The sequence below is a fragment of the Sinorhizobium alkalisoli genome, from assembly GCF_008932245.1.
Lineage (GTDB): Bacteria > Pseudomonadota > Alphaproteobacteria > Rhizobiales > Rhizobiaceae > Sinorhizobium > Sinorhizobium alkalisoli.
The window spans coordinates 1,728,771-1,752,785 of record NZ_CP034909.1; the positions used below are offsets into that span (position 1 = coordinate 1,728,771).

Annotated in this window: 24 protein-coding genes; 15 read left to right on the plus strand and 9 right to left on the minus strand. The window is 62.7% G+C overall.

All coding sequences use genetic code 11. The features are described 5' to 3' along the window. Positions 1 to 35: 35 nt before the first annotated feature. Entirely contained in the window at positions 36 to 509 is a 474-nt protein-coding gene (locus EKH55_RS08470) for a VOC family protein (RefSeq protein WP_151611333.1), read from the minus strand. A gap of 175 nt (positions 510 to 684) precedes the next feature. On the opposite strand from EKH55_RS08470, the gene EKH55_RS08475 reads away from it, so the two are divergent. Both EKH55_RS08475 and EKH55_RS08480 read left to right on the plus strand, forming a co-directional pair. Then, a complete protein-coding gene (locus EKH55_RS08475; protein ID WP_151611334.1) occupies positions 685 to 1,554 on the plus strand; it encodes an NAD(P)-dependent oxidoreductase in 870 nt (289 codons plus the stop codon). Next, positions 1,551 to 2,249, plus strand: a complete 699-nt coding sequence (locus EKH55_RS08480; protein WP_151611335.1) for a DNA alkylation repair protein — start codon at positions 1,551 to 1,553, stop codon at positions 2,247 to 2,249. Before EKH55_RS08475 ends, EKH55_RS08480 begins: the two co-directional genes overlap by 4 nt. 89 nt (positions 2,250 to 2,338) lie before the next feature. Here the strand turns inward: EKH55_RS08480 and EKH55_RS08485 are convergent, their stop codons facing one another. The 3 genes from EKH55_RS08485 to EKH55_RS08495 form a co-directional block, all read right to left on the minus strand. Beyond that, positions 2,339 to 2,827, minus strand: coding sequence for an Lrp/AsnC family transcriptional regulator (locus EKH55_RS08485; protein ID WP_151611336.1), 489 nt, complete (start codon positions 2,825 to 2,827; stop codon positions 2,339 to 2,341). 64 nt (positions 2,828 to 2,891) lie between these two features. Further along, positions 2,892 to 3,563, minus strand: coding sequence for a uracil-DNA glycosylase family protein (locus tag EKH55_RS08490; RefSeq protein ID WP_151611337.1), 672 nt, complete (start codon positions 3,561 to 3,563; stop codon positions 2,892 to 2,894). Then, on the minus strand, positions 3,520 to 4,284 hold the full coding sequence (locus tag EKH55_RS08495) for a thermonuclease family protein (RefSeq protein WP_151611338.1): 765 nt from the start codon (positions 4,282 to 4,284) through the stop codon (positions 3,520 to 3,522). Before EKH55_RS08495 ends, EKH55_RS08490 begins: the two co-directional genes overlap by 44 nt. Before the next feature lie 67 nt (positions 4,285 to 4,351). Between EKH55_RS08495 and EKH55_RS08500 the strand changes: the two genes are divergently transcribed. Further along, on the plus strand, positions 4,352 to 5,887 hold the full coding sequence (locus tag EKH55_RS08500) for a sensor histidine kinase (RefSeq protein ID WP_151611339.1): 1,536 nt from the start codon (positions 4,352 to 4,354) through the stop codon (positions 5,885 to 5,887). Between the two features lie 102 nt (positions 5,888 to 5,989). On the opposite strand, the gene EKH55_RS08505 is transcribed toward EKH55_RS08500, so the two are convergent. Both EKH55_RS08505 and EKH55_RS08510 read right to left on the minus strand, forming a co-directional pair. Continuing rightward, positions 5,990 to 6,613, minus strand: a complete 624-nt coding sequence (locus EKH55_RS08505; protein ID WP_151611340.1) for an alpha/beta hydrolase — start codon at positions 6,611 to 6,613, stop codon at positions 5,990 to 5,992. Between the two features lie 48 nt (positions 6,614 to 6,661). Then, on the minus strand, positions 6,662 to 7,594 hold the full coding sequence (locus EKH55_RS08510) for a VOC family protein (protein WP_151611341.1): 933 nt from the start codon (positions 7,592 to 7,594) through the stop codon (positions 6,662 to 6,664). Positions 7,595 to 7,713: 119 nt separating this feature from the next. Between EKH55_RS08510 and EKH55_RS08515 the strand changes: the two genes are divergently transcribed. The 10 genes from EKH55_RS08515 to EKH55_RS08560 all read left to right on the plus strand — a co-directional run bounded on the left by EKH55_RS08515 (position 7,714) and on the right by EKH55_RS08560 (position 18,808). Continuing rightward, entirely contained in the window at positions 7,714 to 8,613 is a 900-nt protein-coding gene (locus tag EKH55_RS08515) for a LysR family transcriptional regulator (RefSeq protein WP_151611342.1), read from the plus strand. 375 nt (positions 8,614 to 8,988) lie between these two features. Further along, positions 8,989 to 9,954: a helix-turn-helix transcriptional regulator gene (locus tag EKH55_RS08520; protein WP_151611343.1), complete on the plus strand. Its 966-nt coding sequence runs from the start codon at positions 8,989 to 8,991 to the stop codon at positions 9,952 to 9,954. Between the two features lie 128 nt (positions 9,955 to 10,082). Continuing rightward, on the plus strand, positions 10,083 to 10,991 hold the full coding sequence (locus tag EKH55_RS08525) for a helix-turn-helix domain-containing protein (protein WP_151611344.1): 909 nt from the start codon (positions 10,083 to 10,085) through the stop codon (positions 10,989 to 10,991). 221 nt (positions 10,992 to 11,212) lie between these two features. After that, entirely contained in the window at positions 11,213 to 12,121 is a 909-nt protein-coding gene (locus EKH55_RS08530) for an AraC family transcriptional regulator (protein WP_151611345.1), read from the plus strand. A gap of 257 nt (positions 12,122 to 12,378) precedes the next feature. Continuing rightward, on the plus strand, positions 12,379 to 13,029 hold the full coding sequence (locus tag EKH55_RS08535; RefSeq protein WP_083265311.1) for a hydrolase: 651 nt from the start codon (positions 12,379 to 12,381) through the stop codon (positions 13,027 to 13,029). Positions 13,030 to 13,110: 81 nt separating this feature from the next. Then, positions 13,111 to 13,395: a XapX domain-containing protein gene (locus EKH55_RS08540; RefSeq protein ID WP_069458396.1), complete on the plus strand. Its 285-nt coding sequence runs from the start codon at positions 13,111 to 13,113 to the stop codon at positions 13,393 to 13,395. Then, positions 13,395 to 15,380 carry an amidohydrolase gene (locus EKH55_RS08545; RefSeq protein ID WP_151611346.1) on the plus strand — a complete coding sequence of 662 codons (1,986 nt, stop codon included), beginning with the start codon at positions 13,395 to 13,397 and terminating at the stop codon, positions 15,378 to 15,380. Before EKH55_RS08540 ends, EKH55_RS08545 begins: the two co-directional genes overlap by 1 nt. Before the next feature lie 322 nt (positions 15,381 to 15,702). Continuing rightward, positions 15,703 to 16,158 (plus strand): DoxX family protein, encoded by a 456-nt coding sequence (locus EKH55_RS08550; RefSeq protein ID WP_069458394.1) that lies wholly within the window; start codon positions 15,703 to 15,705, stop codon positions 16,156 to 16,158. Then, positions 16,155 to 17,762 carry an MFS transporter gene (locus EKH55_RS08555; protein WP_151611347.1) on the plus strand — a complete coding sequence of 536 codons (1,608 nt, stop codon included), beginning with the start codon at positions 16,155 to 16,157 and terminating at the stop codon, positions 17,760 to 17,762. The genes EKH55_RS08550 and EKH55_RS08555 overlap by 4 nt, the downstream gene beginning before the upstream one ends. Before the next feature lie 215 nt (positions 17,763 to 17,977). Next, the gene (locus EKH55_RS08560) at positions 17,978 to 18,808 is read left to right on the plus strand and encodes an alpha/beta fold hydrolase (RefSeq protein ID WP_151611348.1); all 831 of its coding nucleotides are present in this window, start codon (positions 17,978 to 17,980) and stop codon (positions 18,806 to 18,808) included. Positions 18,809 to 18,917: 109 nt separating this feature from the next. On the opposite strand, the gene EKH55_RS08565 is transcribed toward EKH55_RS08560, so the two are convergent. Then, complete coding sequence (locus tag EKH55_RS08565; protein ID WP_069458391.1) at positions 18,918 to 19,817, minus strand: LysR family transcriptional regulator; 900 nt, start codon at positions 19,815 to 19,817, stop codon at positions 18,918 to 18,920. A gap of 119 nt (positions 19,818 to 19,936) precedes the next feature. On the opposite strand from EKH55_RS08565, the gene EKH55_RS08570 reads away from it, so the two are divergent. Then, positions 19,937 to 21,148 carry an MFS transporter gene (locus tag EKH55_RS08570; RefSeq protein ID WP_425353232.1) on the plus strand — a complete coding sequence of 404 codons (1,212 nt, stop codon included), beginning with the start codon at positions 19,937 to 19,939 and terminating at the stop codon, positions 21,146 to 21,148. Positions 21,149 to 21,304: 156 nt separating this feature from the next. On the opposite strand, the gene EKH55_RS08575 is transcribed toward EKH55_RS08570, so the two are convergent. Both EKH55_RS08575 and cobT read right to left on the minus strand, forming a co-directional pair. Then, positions 21,305 to 21,718, minus strand: coding sequence for a diacylglycerol kinase (locus EKH55_RS08575; RefSeq protein WP_069458389.1), 414 nt, complete (start codon positions 21,716 to 21,718; stop codon positions 21,305 to 21,307). Positions 21,719 to 21,904: 186 nt separating this feature from the next. Then, the gene (cobT, locus tag EKH55_RS08580) at positions 21,905 to 22,921 is read right to left on the minus strand and encodes a nicotinate-nucleotide--dimethylbenzimidazole phosphoribosyltransferase (RefSeq protein ID WP_069458388.1); all 1,017 of its coding nucleotides are present in this window, start codon (positions 22,919 to 22,921) and stop codon (positions 21,905 to 21,907) included. Between the two features lie 259 nt (positions 22,922 to 23,180). Between cobT and EKH55_RS08585 the strand changes: the two genes are divergently transcribed. Then, positions 23,181 to 23,969 carry an adenosylcobinamide-GDP ribazoletransferase gene (locus EKH55_RS08585; protein WP_069458387.1) on the plus strand — a complete coding sequence of 263 codons (789 nt, stop codon included), beginning with the start codon at positions 23,181 to 23,183 and terminating at the stop codon, positions 23,967 to 23,969. Positions 23,970 to 24,015 lie beyond the last annotated feature (46 nt).

The window sequence follows — 24,015 nt, forward strand, 5'->3', positions numbered from 1 at the left end:
TGGCGGCAATTTCGCCCCGAGACCGCGGTAGAGCGTCAACCGCGACGCGCTGCCTCGATCGCGGCGACGTCGATTTTCCTCATGGTCATCATGGCTTCGAAGGCGCGCTTTGCTTCGTCGCCGCCAGCCGCCATCGCGTCGGTCAGCACACGCGGCGTGATCTGCCAGGAAATCCCCCACTTGTCTTTGCACCAGCCGCACGCGCTCTCCTGGCCGCCATTGCCGACGATCGCATTCCAGTAGCGGTCGGTCTCCTCCTGATCGTCGGTGGCGATCTGGAACGAGAAGGCTTCGTTGTGCTTGAACACGGGACCGCCGTTCAGGCCGATACAGGGAATACCCGCCACAGTGAATTCGACCGTCAACACGTTGCCTTCTTTGCCGCCCGGATAGTCACTGGGTGCGCGGTGCACGGCAGTCACCGCGCTGTCGGGAAAGACCTCGGAATAGAAGCGGGCGGCAGCCTCGGCGTCCTTGTCGTACCAGAGGCAAATCGTATTCTTCGCCATTGCGCGTTCCTTTCGCTGTGTTGCCATTCGGGAATGATTTTCGTCGCTATCCCCCGAGATAGGCAGCCAACCGATTTTCTCCACCCCGGAAGTCACGCTCGGTTCCGATTCGAGGATCCATGCAGTAGGGTCACACCCCGTGAATCCTATCAACGCAATCTGGAGTCAGCAGCAAATGGCCAAAGTCGCATTCCTCGGTCTCGGCGTCATGGGCTACCCCATGGCCGGACATCTCAAGCTCCGCGGAGGACATGAGGTGACGGTCTACAACCGCACCCTCGCCAAGGCGGAACGGTGGGCGGCCGAATTCGGGGGACGCGCGGCGGCCACTCCTGCCGAGGCGGCCGCGGACCAGGAGTTCATCTTCGCCTGCGTCGGCAATGACGACGACCTTCGGTCGGTCACCACCGGCGAGAACGGTGCCTTCGAAACAATCGGGGCCGGCGCAATCTTCATCGACAACACGACGGCCTCGGCCGAAGTCGCCCGCGAGCTTTGCGGCGCCGCCCGCGCCAAGGGCGCGCATTTCATCGACGCACCGGTTTCCGGCGGTCAGGCGGGCGCCGAGAACGGCGTGCTCACCGTGATGTGCGGCGGCGATGCCGAGGTCTTCGAAAAGGCGAAGCCCGTCATCGAGGCCTATGCCCGCATGGTCGGCCTGATGGGACCTGCCGGCGCCGGCCAGCTTACCAAGATGATCAACCAGATCTGCATCGCCGGCCTCGTCCAGGGGCTCGCCGAAGGTATCCATTTCGGCAAGAGGGCGGGACTCGACATCGAGAAGGTGATCGAGGTCATCTCCAAGGGAGCGGCCGGATCCTGGCAGATGGAGAACCGTCACAAGACGATGAATGCCGGCAAATACGACTTCGGCTTTGCGGTCGATTGGATGCGCAAGGACCTCGATATCGTGCTGGCCGAAGCTCGGCGCAACGGTGCCAAGCTTCCCGTCACGGCCCTGGTCGATCAGTTCTACGCGGATGTCCAGGCGCTCGGCGGCAACCGTTGGGACACGTCGTCCCTGCTCGCGCGGCTGGAAAAATGACGCTCGCGCCAGCGTCTTCGGCCGAAGAGATCATCGCTCATCTCCGCGGCGCCGGCTCGGCCGAAAGCATTGCAGGCATGGCGCGCTTCGGCATCGAGACCGAAGCGGCGCTCGGCGTTTCGAGCGTCGCGTTGCGCCGCATGGCCCGGCAGGTGAAGAAGGACCACGCCCGCGCGCTCGAGCTCTGGCGATCCGGCCTCCGCGAGGCGCGCATCCTCGCGGTCTATACCGCCGATCCCAGGGCCATGACGCTCCCCGAGGCGCGCCGCTGGGCCGACGATTGCAACTCCTGGGAAGTCGTCGACACGCTTGCCGACCTTCTCGTCGCCGCCCGACTGGAGCAGTCGCTGATCCCCGAATGCGCGGCCGACGAACGCGAGTTCGTCCGCCGCCTCGCCTTTGCGATGATCGCCACCGCCGCCGTTCACCTCAAGAAGGAGCCCGATGCTGCGGTCCTTACCTGGCTGCCGCTCGTCAAGTCCCACGCCGATGACGGGCGCAACTTCGTCAAGAAGAGCGTCAATTGGGCGTTGAGGCAGGTCGGCAAACGGAGCGTCGGTTGCCATGGGCCTGCATTGGCTCTCGCGGAAAAACTCGCCGCAAGCGACAGTCGCACGGCGCGGTGGATCGGAAAGGATGCCGTGCGGGAACTCACGAGTGCGCAGGTCCGCGTTCGGCTTGGCCTCTCCAGATAGGTCCGGCGTGCAATTGGAGAACGGGGACTCCCAGAAAAATCAAGGCGCTGCCGGAAAAAATCTGCACCGCCTCCTGAACTTCAGTCGACCTATTCCTCGCCCGACTTCGCCTGATCGACGGCCATGTAATCGAGCGGCAACTGCGTCGTATACTTGATCTGCTCCATGGCAAAGGCGGAGGAGACGTCGCGGATCTCGATCTTCGCGATCAGCCGCTTGTAGAAGGCGTCATAGGCCGCGATATCCGGAACGACCACGCGCAGCAGATAATCCACGTCGCCGCTCATGCGGTAGAACTCCACCACCTCCGGAAAATCGGCCACCACCTCGGCGAAGCGGCGCAGCCACTCCATCGAATGGGAATTGGTGCGGATCGACACGAACACCGTGACCTTCGTATTGACCTTCACGGGATCGAGAAGGGCCACGCGCCGGCGGATGACGCCGTCCTCTTCCATCTTCTGGATGCGACGCCAGCAGGGCGTCGTCGAGAGCCCGACCTTCTTGGCAAGGTCGGCAACGGCCAAAGTCGAATCCTCCTGCAACAGACGCAGGATTTTGCGGTCCAGACGGTCCATGGGAAATCCTCTCGAATATTATTCCTTCTATAGCGTGAATTTGGTGAAGATAAAGAAAATTGTTTCAAGAGAGCAGGGCCTTTACCCGCTCGCGCAGGAAGGGCACCAGGTCGGCCTCGAACCATGGGTTCCGGCGCAGCCAACCCGTATTGCGCCAGCTCGGATGCGGCAGCGGCAATACGGAAATACCCGAATTGCGCTGTGCAAAGCGCTGCCAATTGCCCACCGCCTCGGTCATCGACTTCGGACAGTCGGACCCGAGATGCCAGCGTTGCGCGTGGTGGCCGACGGCAAGCACCAGTTCGATCTGCGGCATCGCCTCCATCACGCGCCGGCGCCAGAGCGGCGCACATTCGCCGCGCGGCGGCAGGTCGCTGCCATGGCTGTCATAGCCCGGAAAGCAGAACCCCATCGGCACGATCGCGAAATTCTGCGGGTCGTAGAAGGCGGCTCGATCGACGGCGAGCCATCCCCGCAGCCGGTCGCCGGAGGCATCGTTGAAAGGCAGGCCGGATTCATGCACCCTAAGGCCGGGCGCCTGGCCGGCAATCAGAACGCGGGCCGAGCCGGAAAGCACGGCCACCGGCCGCGGCTCATGCGGCAGCCGATGTGCAAGGCCGCGTGCCGGATCGTCCCGGCAGATGCGGCAGGCGGCGATGGCTGCGCGCAGTTCCTGCAGCCGCTCCTCTTCGCTAGCCGCCACCGATGATCCCCTTCGCCAGAGTGCGAATTTCATCTTCGATCCAGCGGGCAATGAGTTCCAGCCAATCATCGGCGCGGTGCGGCGTCTCCGCCGGCTTACCATTGGTGCGGCGCCATTCCTGCGGCCGGACGAAATCCCCGCTCCAGAGCCCGGCCTGCCGCTCTCGTGCCGTCTCTTCCTCTGCGCGGTAGAGACCGTAGCTGACCGCCAGACCCGAGAGAACCATCGCGCGGCCGATGTCGCGGCCGCCGCTTTCGCAAATGCCGAGCTCGCGGCCATAGCGGTCGCGCCCATGCAGGCGGCAGCGCGTCGTCGTCGCACCAACCAACGAGGCCAGTCGCCGGCGCGCCTCGGCGCCGCAGTCCCAGTCATCCTTGCCGCGACGACAGCTCTGGCCGATCTCCGGCGCATCGATGCCCTCGATCCGCACGCGCCGACCGCCGAGCCGCAGGCTGTCGCCATCGCTCGCCGCCGCCGCGCCGTGCAATTCTCCGGTCAAGGGCTTTTCCGGCGGCGGGAGACGGGAGGCGAAATAGGCGCCGATACTCAAGACGAGGAGGAACAGCCAGCCGCCGATCAGGCTGCCGCGTCCTTGCGTATCCCGGCCGCGATTTCGCCTGGGGCCGCCCACCGCGCCGAACCTGCCGCGTCCCGTCCTCAAGCAAGCGCCTCCTCGTCCCATACCCTCATCGCCATCCTCGGCCGGCCGGCGCCGGGAACGCAAACGCGCCACAATGGTTTTCGAATCCTTCATGCCGGGCAGCAACTTCTTAAGGATTGCGTCCTAGACTGCAAGCCGAACGCAATCCCCGAATCCGAGCATGAGCATCGCCGTCAGCACATCGACCGACAAGATCATCGTCGACAAATCGCGCGTCCGTCGGAACAAGACAGTTTCGAGAACCGTTCGCGCGACGCGGCAAAGGCTGCAAACCGGATCGTCCGCCCCCTCCGGCTTCGACCGCGAAATGCTCCTGCTCCACATCGACTCCGTGCTCTACGGAGCGATCGCCCTGCCGGTGCTCATCGCCCTGATCGCGGCCGCCGGCGTCTATCTTTCCGGCGACAGAAGCATTCTCGCCTGGGCGCTGATGGCGCTTTCGGCCCATGCAGTCACGATCTTTCTGGCGCGCAAGGCAAAGCGCGACAATATCGGTCCCGAAAAGGTTGCGACCTGGCGCCGACGGTTCCTTGGCGGTCAGGTCCTAATGGGGGTCTGCTGGGCGATCTTCGCGCTGCGGGACTGCGACGCCTGCGGCGGCGTCAGCTTCGCTCTTTTCCAAGGCACCGGGCTGTTTATAGCGCTCGCAGCCACGGCGATCGGCACATTCCTCTTGCGCCACGCCCTGGTCTACACCTTCGCGCCGGTCATCGTCGCACTTGCCGTCACGTCTTCGACCGGCGGCAACCCCATTCATATCGGTCTGACCGGCATGCTGTCACTGTCGCTCGCCTTCCTCGTCTTCATGACCGGCCGGATGAATCGCGCGAACGTCCATATCCTCTCGGTGCAGTCGGAGAAGGACGACCTGATCGCCGAACTCGAGGTGGCGAAATCCATGTCGGACGAGGCGCGCCGGCGCGCGGAGGAAGCCAATCTCGCAAAGTCCCGTTTTCTCGCATCCATGTCGCATGAGCTGCGCACCCCGCTCAATGCCATCCTCGGCTTCTCCGAGGTCATGTCGAGCGAGGTTCTGGGGCCACTCAACAATCCGACCTACAAGGAATACACGGTCGATATTCACCGCTCCGGCGAGCATCTCCTGAACCTCATCAACGAGATCCTCGACCTGTCCCGGATCGAGGCGGGCAAGTACGAGCTCAATGAAGAGGCCGTGAACCTGGTCGAGATCGCCGAAGACTGCATCGGCATGGTGCAACTGCGCGCGCGCGGAAAGAACATCACCATCAGCGAACAGTTCGAACAGGGCATGCCCTCCGTCTGGATCGATGAAAAGGCCATGCGCCAGGTGACGCTGAACCTCCTGTCGAATGCGGTGAAGTTCACGCCCGCCGGCGGCGAGATCACCGTCAAGAGCGGCTGGACCGCCGGCGGCGGCCAGTACATCTCGATCAAGGACAACGGCCCCGGCATTCCCGAGGAGGAAATCCCGATCGTCCTCTCGGCCTTCGGCCAGGGCTCCATCGCCATCAAGAGCGCCGAGCAGGGCACGGGCCTTGGCCTGCCGATCGTCCAGGCGATCCTCGCCAAGCACAACGGCCAGTTCATCCTGCGCTCCAAGCTTCGCGAAGGCACCGAGGCGATCGCCATCCTGCCGCCGCGCCGCGTGCTGCAGAGCCTGCCTCCGGTCGAGGATGTCCCCTCGCCCGCCCGCCGGCGCAAGAGCTTCGCTTAACAGCGACCGCTCCGGATCGCCTAAGGTCGCCGGCTGATAACCTTCGCCCGGACTCTCCACAGCGCAAGTCACACCGCCTCAGGTTGAGACCACTTAGAGGATTCACTTATCGTTGCACTGCTCTAAGGTCAGGAACGCGTGCAACGCTTCCAACTCCCCGGGTCGGATCTCATGTCCTCCGGAATGGTAGCTTGCCTCCACGCGGGCCTTCTGTGCGGCAAAATAGTCGACCAGTTGCTCTGTGAGCGGGAGCGGGCAGATCGGGTCGCGTTGCCCCGCGGTGATCAGGATTGGTCGATCCCTCAACCGCTCACTGTTCGCGGGGATCCATGGAATGAGTGGATGCAGCAGGGCGGCTCGGTCGAAAAGGCCGGCATGCCTGAACAGAACCGACGCAAGGATGTTTGCCCCGTTCGAATAGCCGAGGCCGTATATTGCCCGCCCAAGATTTGCTGCTTTGTGGGCGGCAATGAAACTGGCCATCCGCTCTGTTCGTATTGCCAGGTCCTCCATGTCGTAGGCGCCTTCGCTCGTTCGACGAAAGAAGCGCAGAGCGCCAAACTCCGAGACATCTCCGCGCGGCGAAACCAGCCCGGCATCGGGCAAAATTTGCCCGATCAACTCGGCGAACTGATATTCGTCTCCCCCCGTGCCGTGAAAGGCGAAGACGATCGGCGCGTTGCGTCCGGGCGCCCTTACGAGCGCCTGATAGGATGAGATGGTCATGATGGTCTTCTCCGCCAGGCTCGACGTGACATGCCGTCCGGAAGGCAGCTAGTCCCTGATTGGCTCGAGGCGGCGCGAGATCTGGTCGCGATAGGGCTCGTAGCGCGAGGGAAGCTTGAGGGCTTCACCGAGGTGTCCGGTGTCCTCATCCCGGTCAAACCCCGGCTCATTGGTCGCGATCTCGAACAACACGCCGCCGGGGGTGCGGAAGTAGATCGCCCAGAAGTAGTCGCGGTCTATGACAGGCGTAACCTGATAGCCGGTATCGATCAGAGCCTTTCGGACCTCAAGCTGCGCCGCGCGATCGTCCACGGCGAAGGCGATATGATGCACCGAGCCAGCGCCGAGGCGGGCGGGACCGGCCTGGGGGACCGTTTCCAGATCGACGATGTCGGCACCGTTGCCGCCGCTGATGACGAAGCGCGACCAGTCGCCCTTGCGGTCCACCTCCTGGTAACCCATGAAGCCGAGCAGTTCCCGCGTCGCACCCGGATCCCTCAGGCGCAGACTTGCGCCGTGGAAGCCCTTGATGGCTTCGCCTGCGTCGATCTCGCTGCTCATCCAACCGGGACGCGGATCACCATCGACCTCGACCAGCGAGAAGGCGTCCCCGTCGGGCCCCTTGAAGCCAAGGCGCTTCTCGCCGCGGAGTGCGTGCTCCGAAAGTCCCGCGACGCCGCGCGAGGCGAGTCTTTCCTTCCAAAAGCCGAGCGTGTCCTTGGCGACGGCGAAAAGAGTTTCGCCGACTTCGCCGGCACCCGGGTGCCCCTTGGCAATATGGGGAAACGGGAAATAGGTCATCACCGAGCCCGGCGTGCCGATCTCGTCGCCGTAATAGAGGTGATACACCTCCGGGTCATCGAAGTTCACGGTCTTCTTTACCCGGCGCAGGCCGAGCGTTTTGGTGAAGAAATCACTATTCTCCTGGGCATTGGCTGCCATCGACGTGACGTGGTGAAGGCCTTTGATCTGTGTAAGCATTTCGGGTCTCTCCGGATTGGCGTATCGCCGTTTGTCTGGAGACAAGATCGGTCAGGTCTTCGTCGAAGTGAATAGAAATAATGTTGACAAAATTGTTGCATTTTGCGCAATAAAAGAACATGAGCGGCCTAAGCGATATTCGGGTATTCCTGGCTGTAGCGCAGCAGCGCAGCTTCACGGCCGCGGCCCGACAGCTGTCCATGACACCGCCGACCGTGACGCGCGCCGTCAGTGCGCTGGAGGAGAGCCTTGGCGTACAGCTCTTGCTGCGCACCACCCGTCAGGTTTCTCTGACGTCGGCCGGCGCCGTCTACGCGGCGCGCATCGAGCCGCTGATCAGACAGTTCGACCAGGCGAGGGAGGATCTGCGCGAAGAGCACGGCGATGTGGCCGGGCTGATCCGCATAAACGCGCCGCTGTCGCTCGGACAGCATATCCTGCCGGACATTGTCACTGGATTTCGGGTTGAATATCCCAGAACGAGCGTTTCTCTATCCTTGACGGACCGGCTCATCGACATCGTTTCCGACAGTTTCGATCTCGCCGTGAGGGTCTCGGAGCCGCCGCGCGATAAGTCGACGATATGGCGGAAGCTTTGTCGCGTGCGGCGTATTCTGGTTGCCTCCCCCGGCTATCTCGCCGCCTTCGGAACACCTGAGACGCCCGGCGACCTCGATCGCCATGCCTGTATCGCCTATGACGAGGAGGCGATCGCCGAGAGTTGGGAACTGACGAACGGCGGGCGGACGCGAAAGGCACGCGCCGGCAAGGTACTGGCGGCGAACAATGGCGAGCTTATCGCCAGACTGGCGGAAAACGGAGAAGGCCTAGCCCTGCTGCCGCACTTCATCGTCGACGATGCGCTGGCACGGGGCACGCTGAAGCAAGTCCTTGGCGACTGGGAACCTCCCGAACTCTGGCTGACGCTTCATTATCCGCCCTACGAGAAACTGCCGATGCGGGTTGCCAGGTTCTCGGACTTCTTCGAAAAGTACGTTACCCATACGCGTCCGCTGTAAAGCGAGGCGGGCTCCCGTCCTGTATTCGCGTGAAAGGCGTCTCATTCGGCAAAAGGAGAGCAAAAACGACAAGAAATTGAACTGGTTTGCAGACATCTTTCTTTCGGAGTCGGACAGAAAGCGCCTACTGGCGGCCCATCTGTGGTTGAGATCGCCACGGTCGGAAAATCGCATCTGGATTTCGGGCGTCGAATTCTCCCATGCATCGGCCCGGGAGGAGTCCGGTAGCGCTGAGCAGGTTCCGAAAACATGTCAGACGGTTTTCCGATAAGGACCTGCGTCGAAACAAAGGAAGCGGATAAAGCGTTGGATTGGCCTAACAAATCTGCTTCGACCTCTTGCGGCGCAAAAGCGAGCATCGACTCGGAGGTACGAATGAACCATAGGACGGGAACGGAAGTGGGCGTTCATTTCGGTCTGCCACATTCGCCATGTCTTTTGGCGCGACCGGTTCGCACCGCCGGATTTTCCGTCACGCGCTTGGAATGGCGGCTAAAGGGGGATGCGAGCCGCCTGGTATCTTTGCCGCCGGACGACGCTTACTTCCTGATGCTCTACCTTAACGATGCGCACCATTGCGACGTTGCTGCCGATGGCAGCGAAAGCGACATTCGCCGCTTTCGGCAGGGTTCCGCTTGCCTGGTCGATCTGACCCATGGAGCCTGCATCCGCCTTTTCAGCGATCTCGATTCCCTCGCCTTCCATCTGCCGCGAGAGCTTTTTCGAGAAGTCGCCGAGTTCTCAGATGCCCCGAAAGCGACCGGCCTCAGATGCCGGCGGGGAGAGGACGATGCTGTCATGCACAATCTCGGAGCGGCTCTGCTGCCGCTATTCGAGGAGCAAGGGAGCTCCCACGCGCCGGTCTTGCAGCACATAGCAATCGCCATCTGTGCCCACTTGCTTCACGCTTATGGCGATCTTTCCGGTGAACCGGGCTCCAGTACAGCATGCCTCTCGGTCTGGCAGGAGAAGGCCGCCAAGGATTTCATGATCGATCATTTCGCCATTCGCTTCCCGATGTCGGCAGCAGCTTCAGCGGTCGGGGTGTCCGGTCGTAAGTTCATCGAAGGGTTCAAGCGCGTCACGGGCCAGACGCCGCAGCAGTGGCTCATGCGCTATCGAATTGCACGCGCCAAGCAGTATCTCGCCGAATGCAGCCTCGCCCTCGAAGCCATCGCCACCCGATGCGGCTTCACCGACCAGACTGATTTCACCAAGACGTTCCGCCGAGTGACAGGCATCACCCCATCCGCCTGGCAGGCGCGCTGGATCCCTGACGCGGAGGATAGAGCGATTACCGCCACGTCTGCGAATGAGGGGCGCTCTGTATCCGAACCCTGAACTGTTGTATCGTCACGGCATTTGAACGGTGTATCGCGCTTTAGCTCTTCGTATCGACGCAGGCTCCTATCGGACATCCGCTGACACTTTCCGGAGCCTGCTCAGCCAGAAATCGGGAGACCACGCCGATGGGCCTGCATGAAGCATTGAACGCCGCATGTCATGGGCCGGGCCCGATCGTCAAATCAATTGCTTGCGGCGATGTGCTCGTCACGCGAACGTATTCCGATCGCTTCGATCTGGACGTTGCACCGGCCATCCCGTCCACAGACGCATTTGGCGTCATTGTTCAGCTGCGTGATTTCGACTCCCATCGGCTATGGCGAGGTGGCCAATTGGTCTACGAAGGAGGACACGTCAAGGCGTCGCTTGCGATCACCGACCTTCGCGATCAGTGGCAGTGCCATCATCTGTCGCCGTTCGACAATATCCGCTTCCACATACCGTTTTCCCGCATGCGTGCCTTCGCGGAAGAGGTCGGGCGCAGCGAATACCTGGCGCTCGCTTGCGTCCAGGGCCGCATAGACCCGGTCATGCATGGCCTCGCCCAGGCATTGCTGCCATCGCTCGACAACCCGGATGAGGCCAATCCCCTGTTTCTGGAGCAGATCAATCTCGCCATGCTGGCGCACCTCAGCCAGACCTATGGCGGACTGCACTTTCCGGCCGACAAGAAGGGGACCTTGGCGTCCTGGCAGGAACGGCTCGCTACGGAATTTCTGGCGGCTCATTTCAACAGACCGTTCTCAATCGGAGATCTGGCTTCCCGCTGCGAGTTGTCGCGCAGCTATTTCAACAAGGCTTTCAAGGAGAGCTTTGGGCGTACCCCTTCAAAATGGCTGACCGAATACCGGGTCGCGCGGGTCAAGGAACTATTGTTGCAGGACCTGCCGATAGCGGAGGTCGCTATCAGTTGCGGTTTCGCCGATCAGAGCCACATGACCCGGGTCTTCACAAGTCTGACGGGCGAGACACCGGCGCGCTTTAGACGAAAGAACAAGCCTGTTCGCATGGCCTTGGATCGGCGCGGGGATTGATCCCCGCGACCACTGCTCATATCGTTCAAAATGCGTGAGCTTCGTGCAAGAAAATATCTCGGGCACGGCGATGATGGGGTGAATTCATCGCGATTCCGAGCACCTTCTGTGAAGGCTGTCTCTTCGAACCGCAATCCGCGTAGTGCCGTGTTCCTGTGCCAATGCCCGGCGCGAACGAAGCGGTCTGCGCCGCGGGTAAGCACATTGGACAGGACAAGGCCATGACGGACGTCTCTTCGATTGCAGCGAGCGGAAGATCTCACGACAGTCTTGGTTGTTCCATGGACAGGCTCGACGATGATCGAACGATCGAGGGTCGCGACATGACCTTTTATCGCAAGAGGTCGGCGTCGGCGCCGCCCGCCAGGGTCACGACACCGGCGACGGGGCGCGGCTATCTGGTCGGCCTTTCGGCAGCAGTCGGACACAGACGCCGCATTTTCAAAGAGCATCATTCGACCGTCCACGATTTCGAGCAGAATGCCGTTTACTTGCGGAATTTCGCCGATGATTATCGCGCTGACCTGAGCGGCTCCTTCAACTTCATGCTGCTTGAAATCAATTACAGCGCACTCGAGCGTATCGCAGATGCGGCCGACTTCAGAAATGTCAGTGAATTGCGCTCCGTTGCCGCGCACCCGGATCCTGTGCTCGGCGGCATGCTGGGCGCCTTGTTTGCGACAGTGGATGGCAGCGCAGACAGGAGCGCCTTGTTTGTCGACCAACTGTCAGTCGCGATCGGGGTTCATGTCGTTCAGCAGTACGGCAACGGCCGCGGTGGTGCGGCCGCCGGCGGGCGCCGGCTTTCCTCGCGTTGCCAGGCAAAGATCAAGGATCTCGCCCAGAGCCGGCTAAATGGTGACCTGACCGTCGAGGAGCTCGCTTCGGCTTGCAATCTGTCGCAGGCGACATTTCTTCGGGCCTTCCGCGAAACCATGGGCAAGACGCCGTATCGATGGCTGTTGCAGCAACGCATCGAAAAGGCCGTAGAATTGCTGCAGTTCTCGCAGACGTCTCTTAAAGAGATCGCTAGGATCTGCGGCTTCTCGGACCAAAGCCACTTCACGCGCGCTTTTGTCCAGGTGATGGGCGCCGCCCCCGGTGCCTGGAGACGTAGCCGGCAGTCCTGACCAGAGCGCTCGACAATAAAGAGCACTTCCAGGCAATGACGATGGAGCTTCGGAAGTGTCAAGGGCGCGCCTGGCGAAGGTGCGGTTGACGCGTGTCTCAGTGGTTCAACTGCGGCACGTGATCGCGCAACGGTTCCACCGGCCCGGGATTTGACAGTGATCAAAAAATACAAAAATCCATCTTTGGCTACAAGAACCGGGCGGCCGTCCTCGGCATAGTGCCGGATATCGGCAACCACTGAAAGAGGACAATACCCATGACCGCGACCCCGACTCCCGGCAAACTTCTCGTTTCGCCCAAGGACCACACGCTCATCATGATCGACTTTCAGTCGCAGATGTCCTTTGCAACGAAGTCGATAGATGCGGTTCTATTGCGCAACAATGCGGCGCTCGTCGCGCACGCGGCAGCCGGCTTTGGCGTCTCGACTGTTCTGACGACGGTCGCGGAGAAGACCTTCTCCGGCCCCATGTTCTCCGAGATCACCGACGCCTTCCCTGAGCAGAAGCTGCTCGACCGCACCTCGATGAACACCTGGGAGGATGCGGCGGTGATCGAGGAGGTCAACCGCATCGGTAAGAAGCGCCTTGTGATGTGCGGACTTTGGACCTCCGTCTGCATCGTCGGACCGACACTTTCAGCGCTCGATCAGGGCTTCGAGGTCTATGTGATCGCCGATGCCTGTGGCGATGTTTCCGACGAGGCTCATGAGCGCGCGATGGATCGCATGGTGCAGGCCGGTGTCCGGCCGATGACGTCGCTGCAATACATGCTCGAATTGCAGCGTGACTGGGCGCGCACCGGGACCTACGACATGACCACCGGCATCGCCAAGAAATTCGGTGGCGCCTACGGCCTCGGCATCATCTACGCCAAGAGCATGTTCGGCGCCTCCGAAGGTCACTGACATTCACCGCGAGCAAATACCCTCCGGCCGCGTTCGAAACGCGGTCGGGACGGCAAGCGCCATCCGTCAGAGGAATTGACGATGAAAATGTATCTCCTTTCGCTCGGTGCCGGGCTGCTCGTGGGCATCATTTACAGCCTGCTCAATGTTCGCTCCCCCGCGCCGCCGGTGATCGCGCTGGTGGGGCTTTTAGGCATTCTCATCGGCGAGCAGGCGGTGCCGCTCGTCAAACGCGTGCTGTCGGGGGATCCGCTGACGGTTTCGTGGTTCCACAGCCGCTGCGTCCCGCATGTCTTCGGGGAACTGCCGACCGGGGCAGATCGTAATGGTGTGCCCGACCGGCCATCGCCGCGGGAGCTCGGGTGATGCCGACCCGCCGCCGCTTTCTGGAGGCAGCGTCTGCCCTGGCATTCCCAGGCCTGTTTACGCCCGCACGGGCGGCCGATCCCACGTCGTTCTCAGGAGACGAGTCAATGAGCGCCGATCTGATCCTGCACCACGGTCTGGTGACCACGCTCGACCGGACGAATCCGAACGCCACCGCCGTCGCCATCAAGGACGGCAAGTTCCTCGCCGTTGGCCATGACCATGAGGTCATGGCGCTTGCCGGACCCACCACGACGGTCATCGACCTTAAGGGCAAGCGAGTCCTGCCCGGTCTCAACGACAACCACACTCACGTCGTGCGCGGCGGCCTGAACTACAACATGGAACTGCGGTGGGACGGTGTGCGCTCGCTTGCCGACGCAATGGACATGCTGAAACGGCAGGTCGCCATTACCCCGCCGCCACAATGGGTGCGCGTGGTTGGCGGCTTCACCGAACATCAGTTCGCCGAAAAGCGGCTGCCGACGATCGACGAGATCAATGCGGTCGCCCCGGACACGCCGGTGTTCCTGTTGCATCTCTACGACCGGGCGCTGCTCAATGGTGCAGCTCTTCGGGCCGTGGGGTATACCAAGGATACGCCCAATCCGCCTGGCGGCGAGATCACCCGCGACGCCAACGGCAACCCGACCGGCCTGCTGCTTGCCAAGCCCAACGCCGGCATTCTCTATTCGACGCTTGCAAAGGGGCCAAAGCTTCCCTTCGACTATCAGGTCAACTCGACCCGCCACTTCATGCGCGAGCTCAATCGCCTCGGGGTCACCAGTGTCATCGATGCGGGCGGCGGCTTCCAGAACTACCCGGACGACTACGCCGTCATCCAGAAGCTTGCCGATGAAGGCCAGATGACGGTGAGGCTGGCCTACAACCTCTTCACCCAGAAGCCGAAAGAGGAGAAGGAGGATTTCCTCAAATGGACTTCTTCGGTCAAATACAAGCAGGGCGATGACTTCTTCCGCCACAACGGCGCCGGCGAGATGCTGGTCTTTTCCGCCGCAGACTTCGAGGACTTCCGCGAGCCGCGCCCGGACATGCCGCCCGAAATGGAAGGCCAGCTCGAGGAGGTGGTTCGAATCCTTGCGGAAAACCGTTGGCCCTGGCGCCTGCACGCCACCTATGACGAGACGATCAGCCGCGCGCTCGACGTTTTCGAAAAGGTCAACCAGGATATCCCGCTTTCCGGCATAAACTGGTTCTTCGACCATGCCGAGACGATCTCCGAACAGTCGATCGACCGGATTGCCGCGCTCGGCGGCGGCATCGCCGTCCAGCATCGCATGGCCTATCAAGGCGAGTACTTCGTCGAGCGTTATGGTCACGGTGCCGCGGAAGCGACGCCACCGGTTGCGCGCATGCTCGAGAAGGGCGTGAAGGTTTCGGCCGGTACGGATGCGACGCGCGTCGCCTCCTATAACCCTTGGGTCTCGCTTTCCTGGCTGGTGACGGGCAAGACCGTCGGCGGCATGCAACTCTATCCGCGCCACAATTGCCTCGACCGGGAAACGGCGCTCCGCATGTGGACCGAAAAGGTGCAGTGGTTCTCAAACGAGGAAGGCAAGAAGGGGCGCATCGAGAAGGGGCAACTCGCCGACCTGATCGTGGCGAGCAAAGACTATTTCGCCTGCGCCGAGGATGAGATTTCATTCCTGACCTCCGAGCTCACGATCGTCGGCGGCAAGGTCGTCTACGGGGCAAGCGACTTTGCGACCTACGATGAAAACCCGCTGCCACCGGCCATGCCGGACTGGTCGCCGGTCAGGACCTATCGCGGCTATGCCGCCTGGGGTGAGCCGGAAGGAGCCGGAAAGAACTCTTTGCGAAGGACCGCGATTTCTGCCTGCGGCTGCGCCAACAATTGCGGCGTGCATGGTCACGACCATGCCGGTGCCTGGTCATCCAGGCTCCCGATTGCCGATCTCAAGGGCTTCTTTGGCGCGCTCGGCTGCTCATGCTGGGCTGTCTGACAACAGTGGAACGGGACTTCATTGACCGCCAATGCTCCCGGTAAGGATCACCAAGTGAAAAAGATCGCTGGTGCAGCCGCGATGACGGCAGCCTCAATCTTGATCAGCTCACTGGCCGCTCTCGGCCAAGACCTGACCCAAGCAACTGCCAATCCCCGCCACTCTTGGGCGACGGTCGTTGTGAGCCATCCACGGCCGAAGCATGGCGCCTATTACAAAGGCGTATTCCCGACCGTCGCGACCAGTTCACATGACATCAGTCTTGGTAAGGGCGGCCCCGTCCTACGTTAAGTTGAAGACCGCCCGAGAAGGAGCCTGGATTATGAGCCTGTCTTCCCCCGAGAACCATCTTACCACCCGCTTTCGGGCAGGCCTCGCCGGCAGGCGTATCCTGTTCATCGGCCTGCTGGCGCTCTGCTCGGCCTATATCCAGGGACCGCTCGTCAAGATCTACGATTTTGGCAGCGCGCTCGCCGAAATGGACCATTTCGGCCTCCATCCGGCTCCGGTCTTTGCCGTTGGCGTGATCGTTTTCGAGCTTTCGATGTCCGCCCTCGTCCTTGCAGGAGTCTGTCGCTGGGCGGCCGCGCTGGCGCTTGCTCTCTTCACGCTCGTTGCGACCTTCATCGCACTTCGCTTCTGGGAGTTGCCGCCGGGCATGGAGCGGTCGATGGCGATGAACGGCTTTTTCGAGCATCTCGGCCTCACCGGCGCCTTCGTGCTGGTCGCCCTCTATGATCTGAGCGATCGCCCAACGGCACCGAGGAACGCGAGATGAGCGCGGCGGCCGTCGAGGCGACGGGCAGTTTCGCTCCGCTGCGGCAGAAGGTCTTCGCGGTGCTGTGGGCGGCGACGATCATCGGCAATACCGGCAGCTTCATTCGTGACGTGGCCAGTTCCTGGCTCGTGACCGATCTTTCGGCGACGCCCGCCGCCGTTTCCCTGGTACAGGCCGCCGCGACGCTGCCCATCTTCCTGCTCGCCATTCCGGCCGGCGTACTCTCCGATATTCTCGACCGGCGCAAGTTCCTGATCGCAGTTCAATTGCTTCTCGCCGCTGCGAGCCTCTGCCTCCTCTTTCTCTCCGCCACGGGGCTGCAGTCCGTCACTTCGCTCGTCGCCCTCACCTTCGTTGGCGGCATCGGAGCCGCTCTGGTCGCACCGACATGGCAGGCGATCGTCCCGGAGCTCGTACCCAGGCAGGACGTCAAGGGTGCGGTGGCCCTGAATTCGCTCGGCATCAACATTTCGCGCGCCATCGGCCCGGCGCTTGGGGGCATGCTGCTCGCCTGGTTCGGTGCCGCCGTTACCTATGGCGTGGACGTCATCACCTATGTCTTCGTGGTTGCGGCACTTTTGTGGTGGCCGCGCGAAACGCCGGAGGACGATGTTCTCGCCGAACGGTTTTTCGGTGCCTTCAGGGCGGGATTGCGCTATGCCCGGGCGAGCAGAGAACTGCATGTCGTCCTGCTGCGGGCAGCCATGTTCTTTGCGTTTGCAAGCGCAATCTGGGCTCTTCTGCCGCTTATTGCCCGCGCGCTTCTTGGCGGCGGGGCCAGCTTCTACGGCATCCTGCTCGGCGCCGTTGGCGCCGGCGCTATCGGCGGCGCGCTGGTGATGCCGCGGTTGCGCGCCCACCTCGATGCCGACGGTCTCTTGTTGATTTCGGCGGTTCTGACCGCCGCGGTTATGGCCCTACTCTCATTTGCCCCGCCGCAATGGGCTGCCTTCGGCGCGCTGCTCGTTTGCGGCGCCGCTTGGATCACGGCGCTGACGACGCTCAACAGCACGGCGCAGTCAATTCTCCCGAACTGGGTGCGGGGGCGCTCGCTCGCCGTTTACCTGACGGTCTTCAATGGCGCGATGACCGGCGGAAGTCTCATCTGGGGAGCTGTTGCAGAAGCGATCGGTGTGCCCCTGACGCTCCTAGTCTCGGCCGGCGGCCTCCTTTTCGTCGGCCTGGCTTTTCACGCCGTGAAGCTCCCGAAGGGCGAGGCCGACCTCATCGCCTCCAATCACTGGCCCGAACCCCTGGCGCAGGAGCCGGTCGAACGCGACCGGGGGCCGGTGATGGTGCTGATCGAATACACGATCGACAGGAAGGACCGCCCCGATTTCCTGAAGATGCTTACGCGACTCTCACACGAACGGCGCCGCGACGGTGCCTATGGCTGGGGCGTCACCGAGGATGCGGCCGAGCCCGCCCGGATTGTCGAATGGTTCATGGTCGAATCCTGGGCCGAGCATCTGCGTCAGCACAGGCGCGTTTCGAAGGCCGACGCGGATACTCAGCAGGAGGTCCTGCGCTACCACAGGGGTCAGGAAGCGCCGGTGGTGCGCCACCTTCTGGCGATCGGCCCGCCTCGTGACAAAAGCCGTTGAAAGATACCCCTTCCATCCGCGCCTCCCTCGCGACCGGGATGTGCAGATCAGGCAACAATCACCAGCATTCGGGAGTCCAGATGATCGAATCTTCCCTGCCTCTATCGCGCAGACAAGCCCTGCTTGCGGGCGCCTCGGTTTCGTTCGCGATGGCTGTCCCGGCCGCCTTCGCGGCGGAAAACTCCCCCTCGCACCAAAGCAAAGGAACCCTTCCCATGACCCAGAACTTCATCAAGACCGAAGACGGCGTCGAGATCTTCTACAAGGACTGGGGCTCGGGCCAGCCGATCGTATTCCACCACGGCTGGCCGCTTTCCTCGGACGATTGGGACGCGCAGATGCTGTACTTCCTGAGCAAGGGTTATCGCGTAATTGCTCACGACCGCCGTGGCCACGGTCGCTCGACCCAGGTCAGCGACGGTCACGACATCGCTCATTACGCGGCGGATGTCGCCGCGCTCGCGACAGAACTCGATCTACGCGATGCCATCCACATCGGCCACTCCACCGGCGGCGGCGAGGCTCTGGCCTATGTCGCGCGCCATGGTGCTGGCCGTGTCGCCAAGCTCGTCATGGTCGGCGCGGTGCCGCCAATCATGCTCAAGACGGAGGCTTACCCCGGCGGGCTTCCGATCGAGGTGTTCGACGGTCTTCGCGCTCAACTCGCGGCAAACCGCGCCCAGTTCTTCCACGATCTGCCCAGCGGGCCGTTCTATGGTTTCAACCGCCCCAATGCGCAGGTCTCGACCGGCGTGATCCAGAACTGGTGGCGGCAAGGCATGATGGGCAGCGCCAAGGCCCACTATGACGGCATCAAGGCATTCTCGGAAACCGATTTTACCGAGGACCTCAAGAAGGTCGACGTGCCGACGCTGGTCATGCACGGTGACGACGACCAGATCGTGCCGATCGACAGTTCCGCGCGGCTCGCCGTGAAGCTCCTGAAAAACGGGACGCTGAAAGTCTACGACGGCTACTCGCATGGCATGCTGACGACGCATGCCGATGTGATCAATCCGGATCTGCTTGAGTTCATCAGCGCCTGAGAAAGTCAGCGGCCGGCGGCGATCGGAGCGTCGCCGGCCCACGACGATCCGGCGCTGGACGATTGCCGATCCAGAAGAATCCCGGAGAGATCGTCGAAGCCTGCGAGCCTCATTCCGCCGTGTTGCGGATTCCAGCATCCTCCATGGCCGCGCGAAGTGCCGCGATGAAGACGCGCACCTTCGGTAGGACCAGTTGCGTCGTCGGATAGACTGCCCAGATATTGATCGGCTCGGGTCTTGCATCGTCGAGATTGATGCGCACCAGCCGACCGGCGGCGATGTCTTCCTCGGCATACCAGTTGGAGAGCAGAGCCACGCCGCCGCCGGCCAGGCTTGCGGCATGGCAACCGGCAATGCTGCTGCAGGCGAGGCGGACGTTCAGCCGTGCATGCCGGTCGCCATCCGGCGCGCGAAACGTCCAGTGGGTTGCGGCGCCGAGCGCCAGGCAATCGTGGTCGGCAAGCTCGGCGACTAGGCGTGGCTTGCCGCGTCGTGCCACGTAGTCCGGACTTGCGACCAGCATGCGCAGATTGGCGGCGAGCTTCTGGGCAATCAGGCTGCTGTCGCGCAGCCGCGCGATGCGGATGGCGAGATCCGCTCCGGTGGCAACAAGGTCGGGCAGGCTGTCGGTGAGGTCGACGGAAATGCGCAGCTCGGGATTTTCCTGCAGCAGCGACGGCACGAAGGGCATGACAAATTTCAGGCCGAAGGAGATCGGCACGGACACGCGCAGCAATCCAGCCGCCCCGAGGCTTTCCGAGCGCAGACGCGCCATGGCCGCCGCCTCGTTTTCGATCAGCGCCTGCGCGAAGGGCAGAAAAGTCTCGCCTTCCGGTGTGAGCGATAGTGAGCGCGTCGTGCGGTGCAGAAGTCGCACGCCGAGCGTCGCCTCCAGCGCGGCAAGCCGCCGGGACGCCACCATGGGCGTCAGGCCGAGGCGCCGCGCCGCTGCAGCCAGGCTTCCGCCGGCGACGGCGGCGATGAAGACGAGAACGTCATCTGTATTCATTCTATCGGAATCCGTTACACAGGCCGATCATTTATCATCACTAAATCGAATGGCGAGGAAATGCTATCTCATCTGCATTCATTCCAACCGGAAAGGCGACAATCATGAACATATCGGGCATGAACACGTCGAGAGCGGACGGCAAAACGGTGAGCCAAGGGCTCAGCAAGGCCGCGCTCTTTGCAATGGCGACGGCGAGCGGCATTGCCGTTGCCAATATCTATTATAACCAGCCGATGCTCGGCATAATCGAGAATGAATTCGGCCACCAGCCGATCACCGGCTACATCCCGACAGCGACGCAGCTCGGCTATGCGCTCGGACTGCTGTTCCTCCTGCCGCTTGGCGATATCGTGCATCGCCGCAAGCTCATCATCAGCCAGTTCATCATCCTTGCGGGGGCGCTGGCGATTGCGGCGATCGCGCCGACCGCCTGGGCGCTGGTCGCGGCCTCGCTGATCGTCGGTGCAAGCGCGACGGTTGCCCAGCAGATCGTACCCTTTGCCGCGACGCTCGCCGCACCCGAACAGCGCGGCTCGACTATCGGCACGGTCATGGCCGGCGTGCTGTCGGGCATCCTGTTCAGCCGCACGCTGTCGGGCTTTGTCGGCGCCCATGCAGGCTGGCGCGAAATGTTCTGGATCGGGGTGCCGCTGGCTCTCGTGGCTGCCGTGCTGATGGTGTTGACCCTGCCGGATCATCACCCGGCATCGCGCATGCACTATCGCACAGCGCTTGTCTCGCTCGGCCATCTGTGGAAGCGGGAGCGGGCACTGCGCACGGCAGCGCTGATGCAGGCCGCGCTTTTCGGCTCGTTCACAGCCTTCTGGTCGATCCTTGCGCTCTATCTGGAAACGCCGCAATTCAACCTCGGCTCTGATGTTGCCGGCCTGTTCGGCATTGTCGGTGCGGTGGGCATCGTTGCGGCTCCGCTTGCCGGCAGGATCGCCGACCGTCGCGGCCCGCATTTCGTCGTCTGGCTCGGCTCCGTCCTGACCATCGTCGCCTGGGCGATCTTCGGGGCATGGGCTTCGCTGGCCGCACTGGTCATCGGCGTGACCGTTCTCGATTTCGGTATCCAGAGCGCGCTCGTTTCCAACCAGCACATCGTCTATGCGCTCGATCCGGAAGCAAAGAGCCGGCTGAACACGATCTTCATGACGGCGATGTTCCTGGGCGGTGCGACCGGTGCCGCGCTTGCCACCCTGACCTGGGGCTCGGCCGGCTGGCTCGGCGTCAGCATGCTCGGCGGGCTGCTCGCCGTCGTTGCCTTGATCGTCCGATTGCTCGATCATCGCGCAAGCCGGCCGGTGGCGGCAGTCGGGCACTAAGACGGGCCTCCATCGAAATACCAGGGCGCGGCTCTTCCAGCCGCGCCTTTTTGTGCTGCCGGCGGCTCGCGGGGCGTCGGCTACGATCGACAATAAGAACCGCTTTGCGAACCGAAAGAAATTGGCCGCCCGATTCAGAGTGGATCGGACGCGCGCTCAGCTCAGCAGCCGAGCCAGGAACACCACGTAGAAGGCGTAGGTGGCATTGGCGACGATCAGGCAGAGGCAGGCGAAGGAGCCGAGATCCTTGGCGTGCTTGCCCATGTCGGATATCTCCGGCGAGACGCGGTCGACGATTTCTTCGATCGCCGTATTGATCGCCTCGAAGGCCATCATCAGCAGGAAGAGGATCGCCATAGCGACGTATTGAAAGAGGTTCGCACCGGCGATGGCAAAAGCGACCATGGCAACCGCAAAGGCGATGAGCTCGTGCCGGAAGGCCGCCTCACCGATCAGCCGCTTCGCGCCGCCAAAGGAATAGCTCGCAGCAGCAAGGAGATGCCGGATGCCGGTTTGCTTGCTGATCGGAGCGGTCCGGCCGCTGGGTGGGACTGTGTTCTTCGCGTCCATTTCGTCTCGACGAGCTTCGAACCTTCTTAAGCGTTCGCATTGCGTTGAGGCATTGCAGGCGGCTTCATCCGCTCACCGTCCCGGCGCGAAACGCCCTCTTCCGATAGGCGAGAAGACGCCCCGCATCAAGTGCGACAAGCATGAGCATAGCATGGCCGACAGCCGATCGACAGAATCGCCCAGGCTTCAGCTCTTGTTGCTGACGCCGGCTTGCGCGAAGGTCGCCATGCCGCCGTGGCAGGCGGCAGCCGCCTTGACGATGCCGGCGGCGAGCGCCGCACCGGTGCCTTCTCCGAGCCGCATTCCGAGCGCGAGCAGCGGCGTCTTGCCGAGCTTCTCGATGGCCCGGATATGCCCTGGTTCCGCCGACACGTGGCCGATCAGGCAATGGTCGAGCGCCGAAGGGTTCGCTGCCTTGAGGACGGCCGCCGCGGCCGTGGCGACATAGCCGTCGATGATCACCGGAACCTTCTGCATGCGGGCAGCGAGGATGGCGCCCGCCATCGCCGCGATCTCGCGCCCGCCGAGCCGTCGCAGCAGTTCGAGCGGATCGGAGAGATGGTCGCGGTGGAATGCCACGGCCCTTTCGACCGCCGCGATCTTGCGTTGCAGGATCTCGCCCTCGGAGCCGGTCCCGGGACCGACCCACTCTTCAGCGCTGCCGCCATAGAGACCGAGATTGATGGCGGCGGCAATCGTCGTGTTGCCGATGCCCATCTCGCCGATGCAAAGCAGGTCCGTGCCGCCGGCGATCGCCTCCATGCCGAAGGCCATGGTCGCGGCGCAATCGCGCTCGGAAAGCGCCGCTTCCTCGGTGATGTCGCCGGTCGGATATTCCAGCGCCAGATCGAAGACCTTCAGGCCGAGATCGTGGCTGACGCAGATCTGGTTGATCGCCGCACCGCCGGCAGCGAAATTCTCCACCATCTGCGCCGTCACAGATGACGGAAACGGGGTCACGCCCTGGTTCGTGACGCCGTGATTGCCGGCAAAGATCGCGACCAGCGGCCGATTGACGGCCGGAGGACGGCCGGTCCAGGCGGCGAGCCAGAAGGCGATTTCCTCGAGACGCCCGAGCGCGCCCGGCGGTTTCGTCAGCTGCGCGTCCCGCTCGCGCGCCGCGACGAGCGCCGCCGTATCCGGTCCGGGCAGGTTGCGCAACAATTCACGGAAATCATCAAACGGCAGGCCGCTGGCACTCATGGGGAATCCTTCGCATGTCCGAAGCTTTGTCAGCCGCACCTCATAGAGGCTCCGGGCTTGTCCGGCAACGTCATTTGCGCAAGACGCTGTCGCCGGAGCATGATCCGGCAAAGGATGGGCGATTCGGCGTTGCCCAATGGTCCCTACAGCGCCGCGCGTCTTATCAGACGCGTAAAGGTCGCTGTAGCACTTTGAATTGCTGCATGTTCTTGTCCTTGAATCGAGGTCGATTAAAGGAGACATGCAGTAGGAGGGGACAATGACCAGACTTGGCGATCTTTGCGACGACGTGGCACGAGCGGTGGCCTTCTTGAGCCGTGTGCCCATGCCGCATCGCCATTTCGTCGGCCATGATGGCCGGCTGAGCCGCGCGGTGCGCGCCTTCCCGCTCGCCGGAATCCTGATTACCCTCCCCGCGGCCCTCGCCGCAGCATTGCTGGTGTTCCTACAGGCAAACGCCCTCTTCGCGACCTTCCTCCTCGTCGGCGTTCAGGTGCTCGTCACCGGGGCGCTGCATGAGGACGGCCTTGGAGATGCGGCCGACGGCCTCGGCGGCGGCCGCGATCGGGAAAGCGCATTGGCGATCATGAAGGACAGCCGTGTCGGCACCTATGGTGCGGTGGCACTTATCCTCTCCTTCGGCCTTCGCGTTTCGGCGCTTGCCGCCTTCCTGCCGCTGCTGTCGCCCATCGGCGCGGCGCTTGCGCTCCTCGGCACCGCCGCGCTCAGCCGCACGGCCATGGTCTGGCACTGGTCGCGCCTGCCGCCGGCGAGACGTGACGGCGTTGCCGCCTCGGCCGGCATGCCCGAACCGCAGGCGACGACAACTGCGCTCGTCTCCGGACCGGTTCTCGCGCTTCTCATGTTTTTCGCGGCCGGCATTCCGTTCGTGGCGGTATTGCTTGCATTTGCCGCTTTCGGCCTTGTGGTGCCGGTTTTCGGCAAAATCGCCGCGCGCAAGCTCGGCGGCCACACCGGCGACACGATCGGCGCCACCCAGCAATTGGCCGAGATCGCCCTTTTCGGCGCCCTTGCGCTGGCGCTCTGAAACACTGATATAATTTCCAAGGAAACCAAGAAGAGCAGCCAAGACA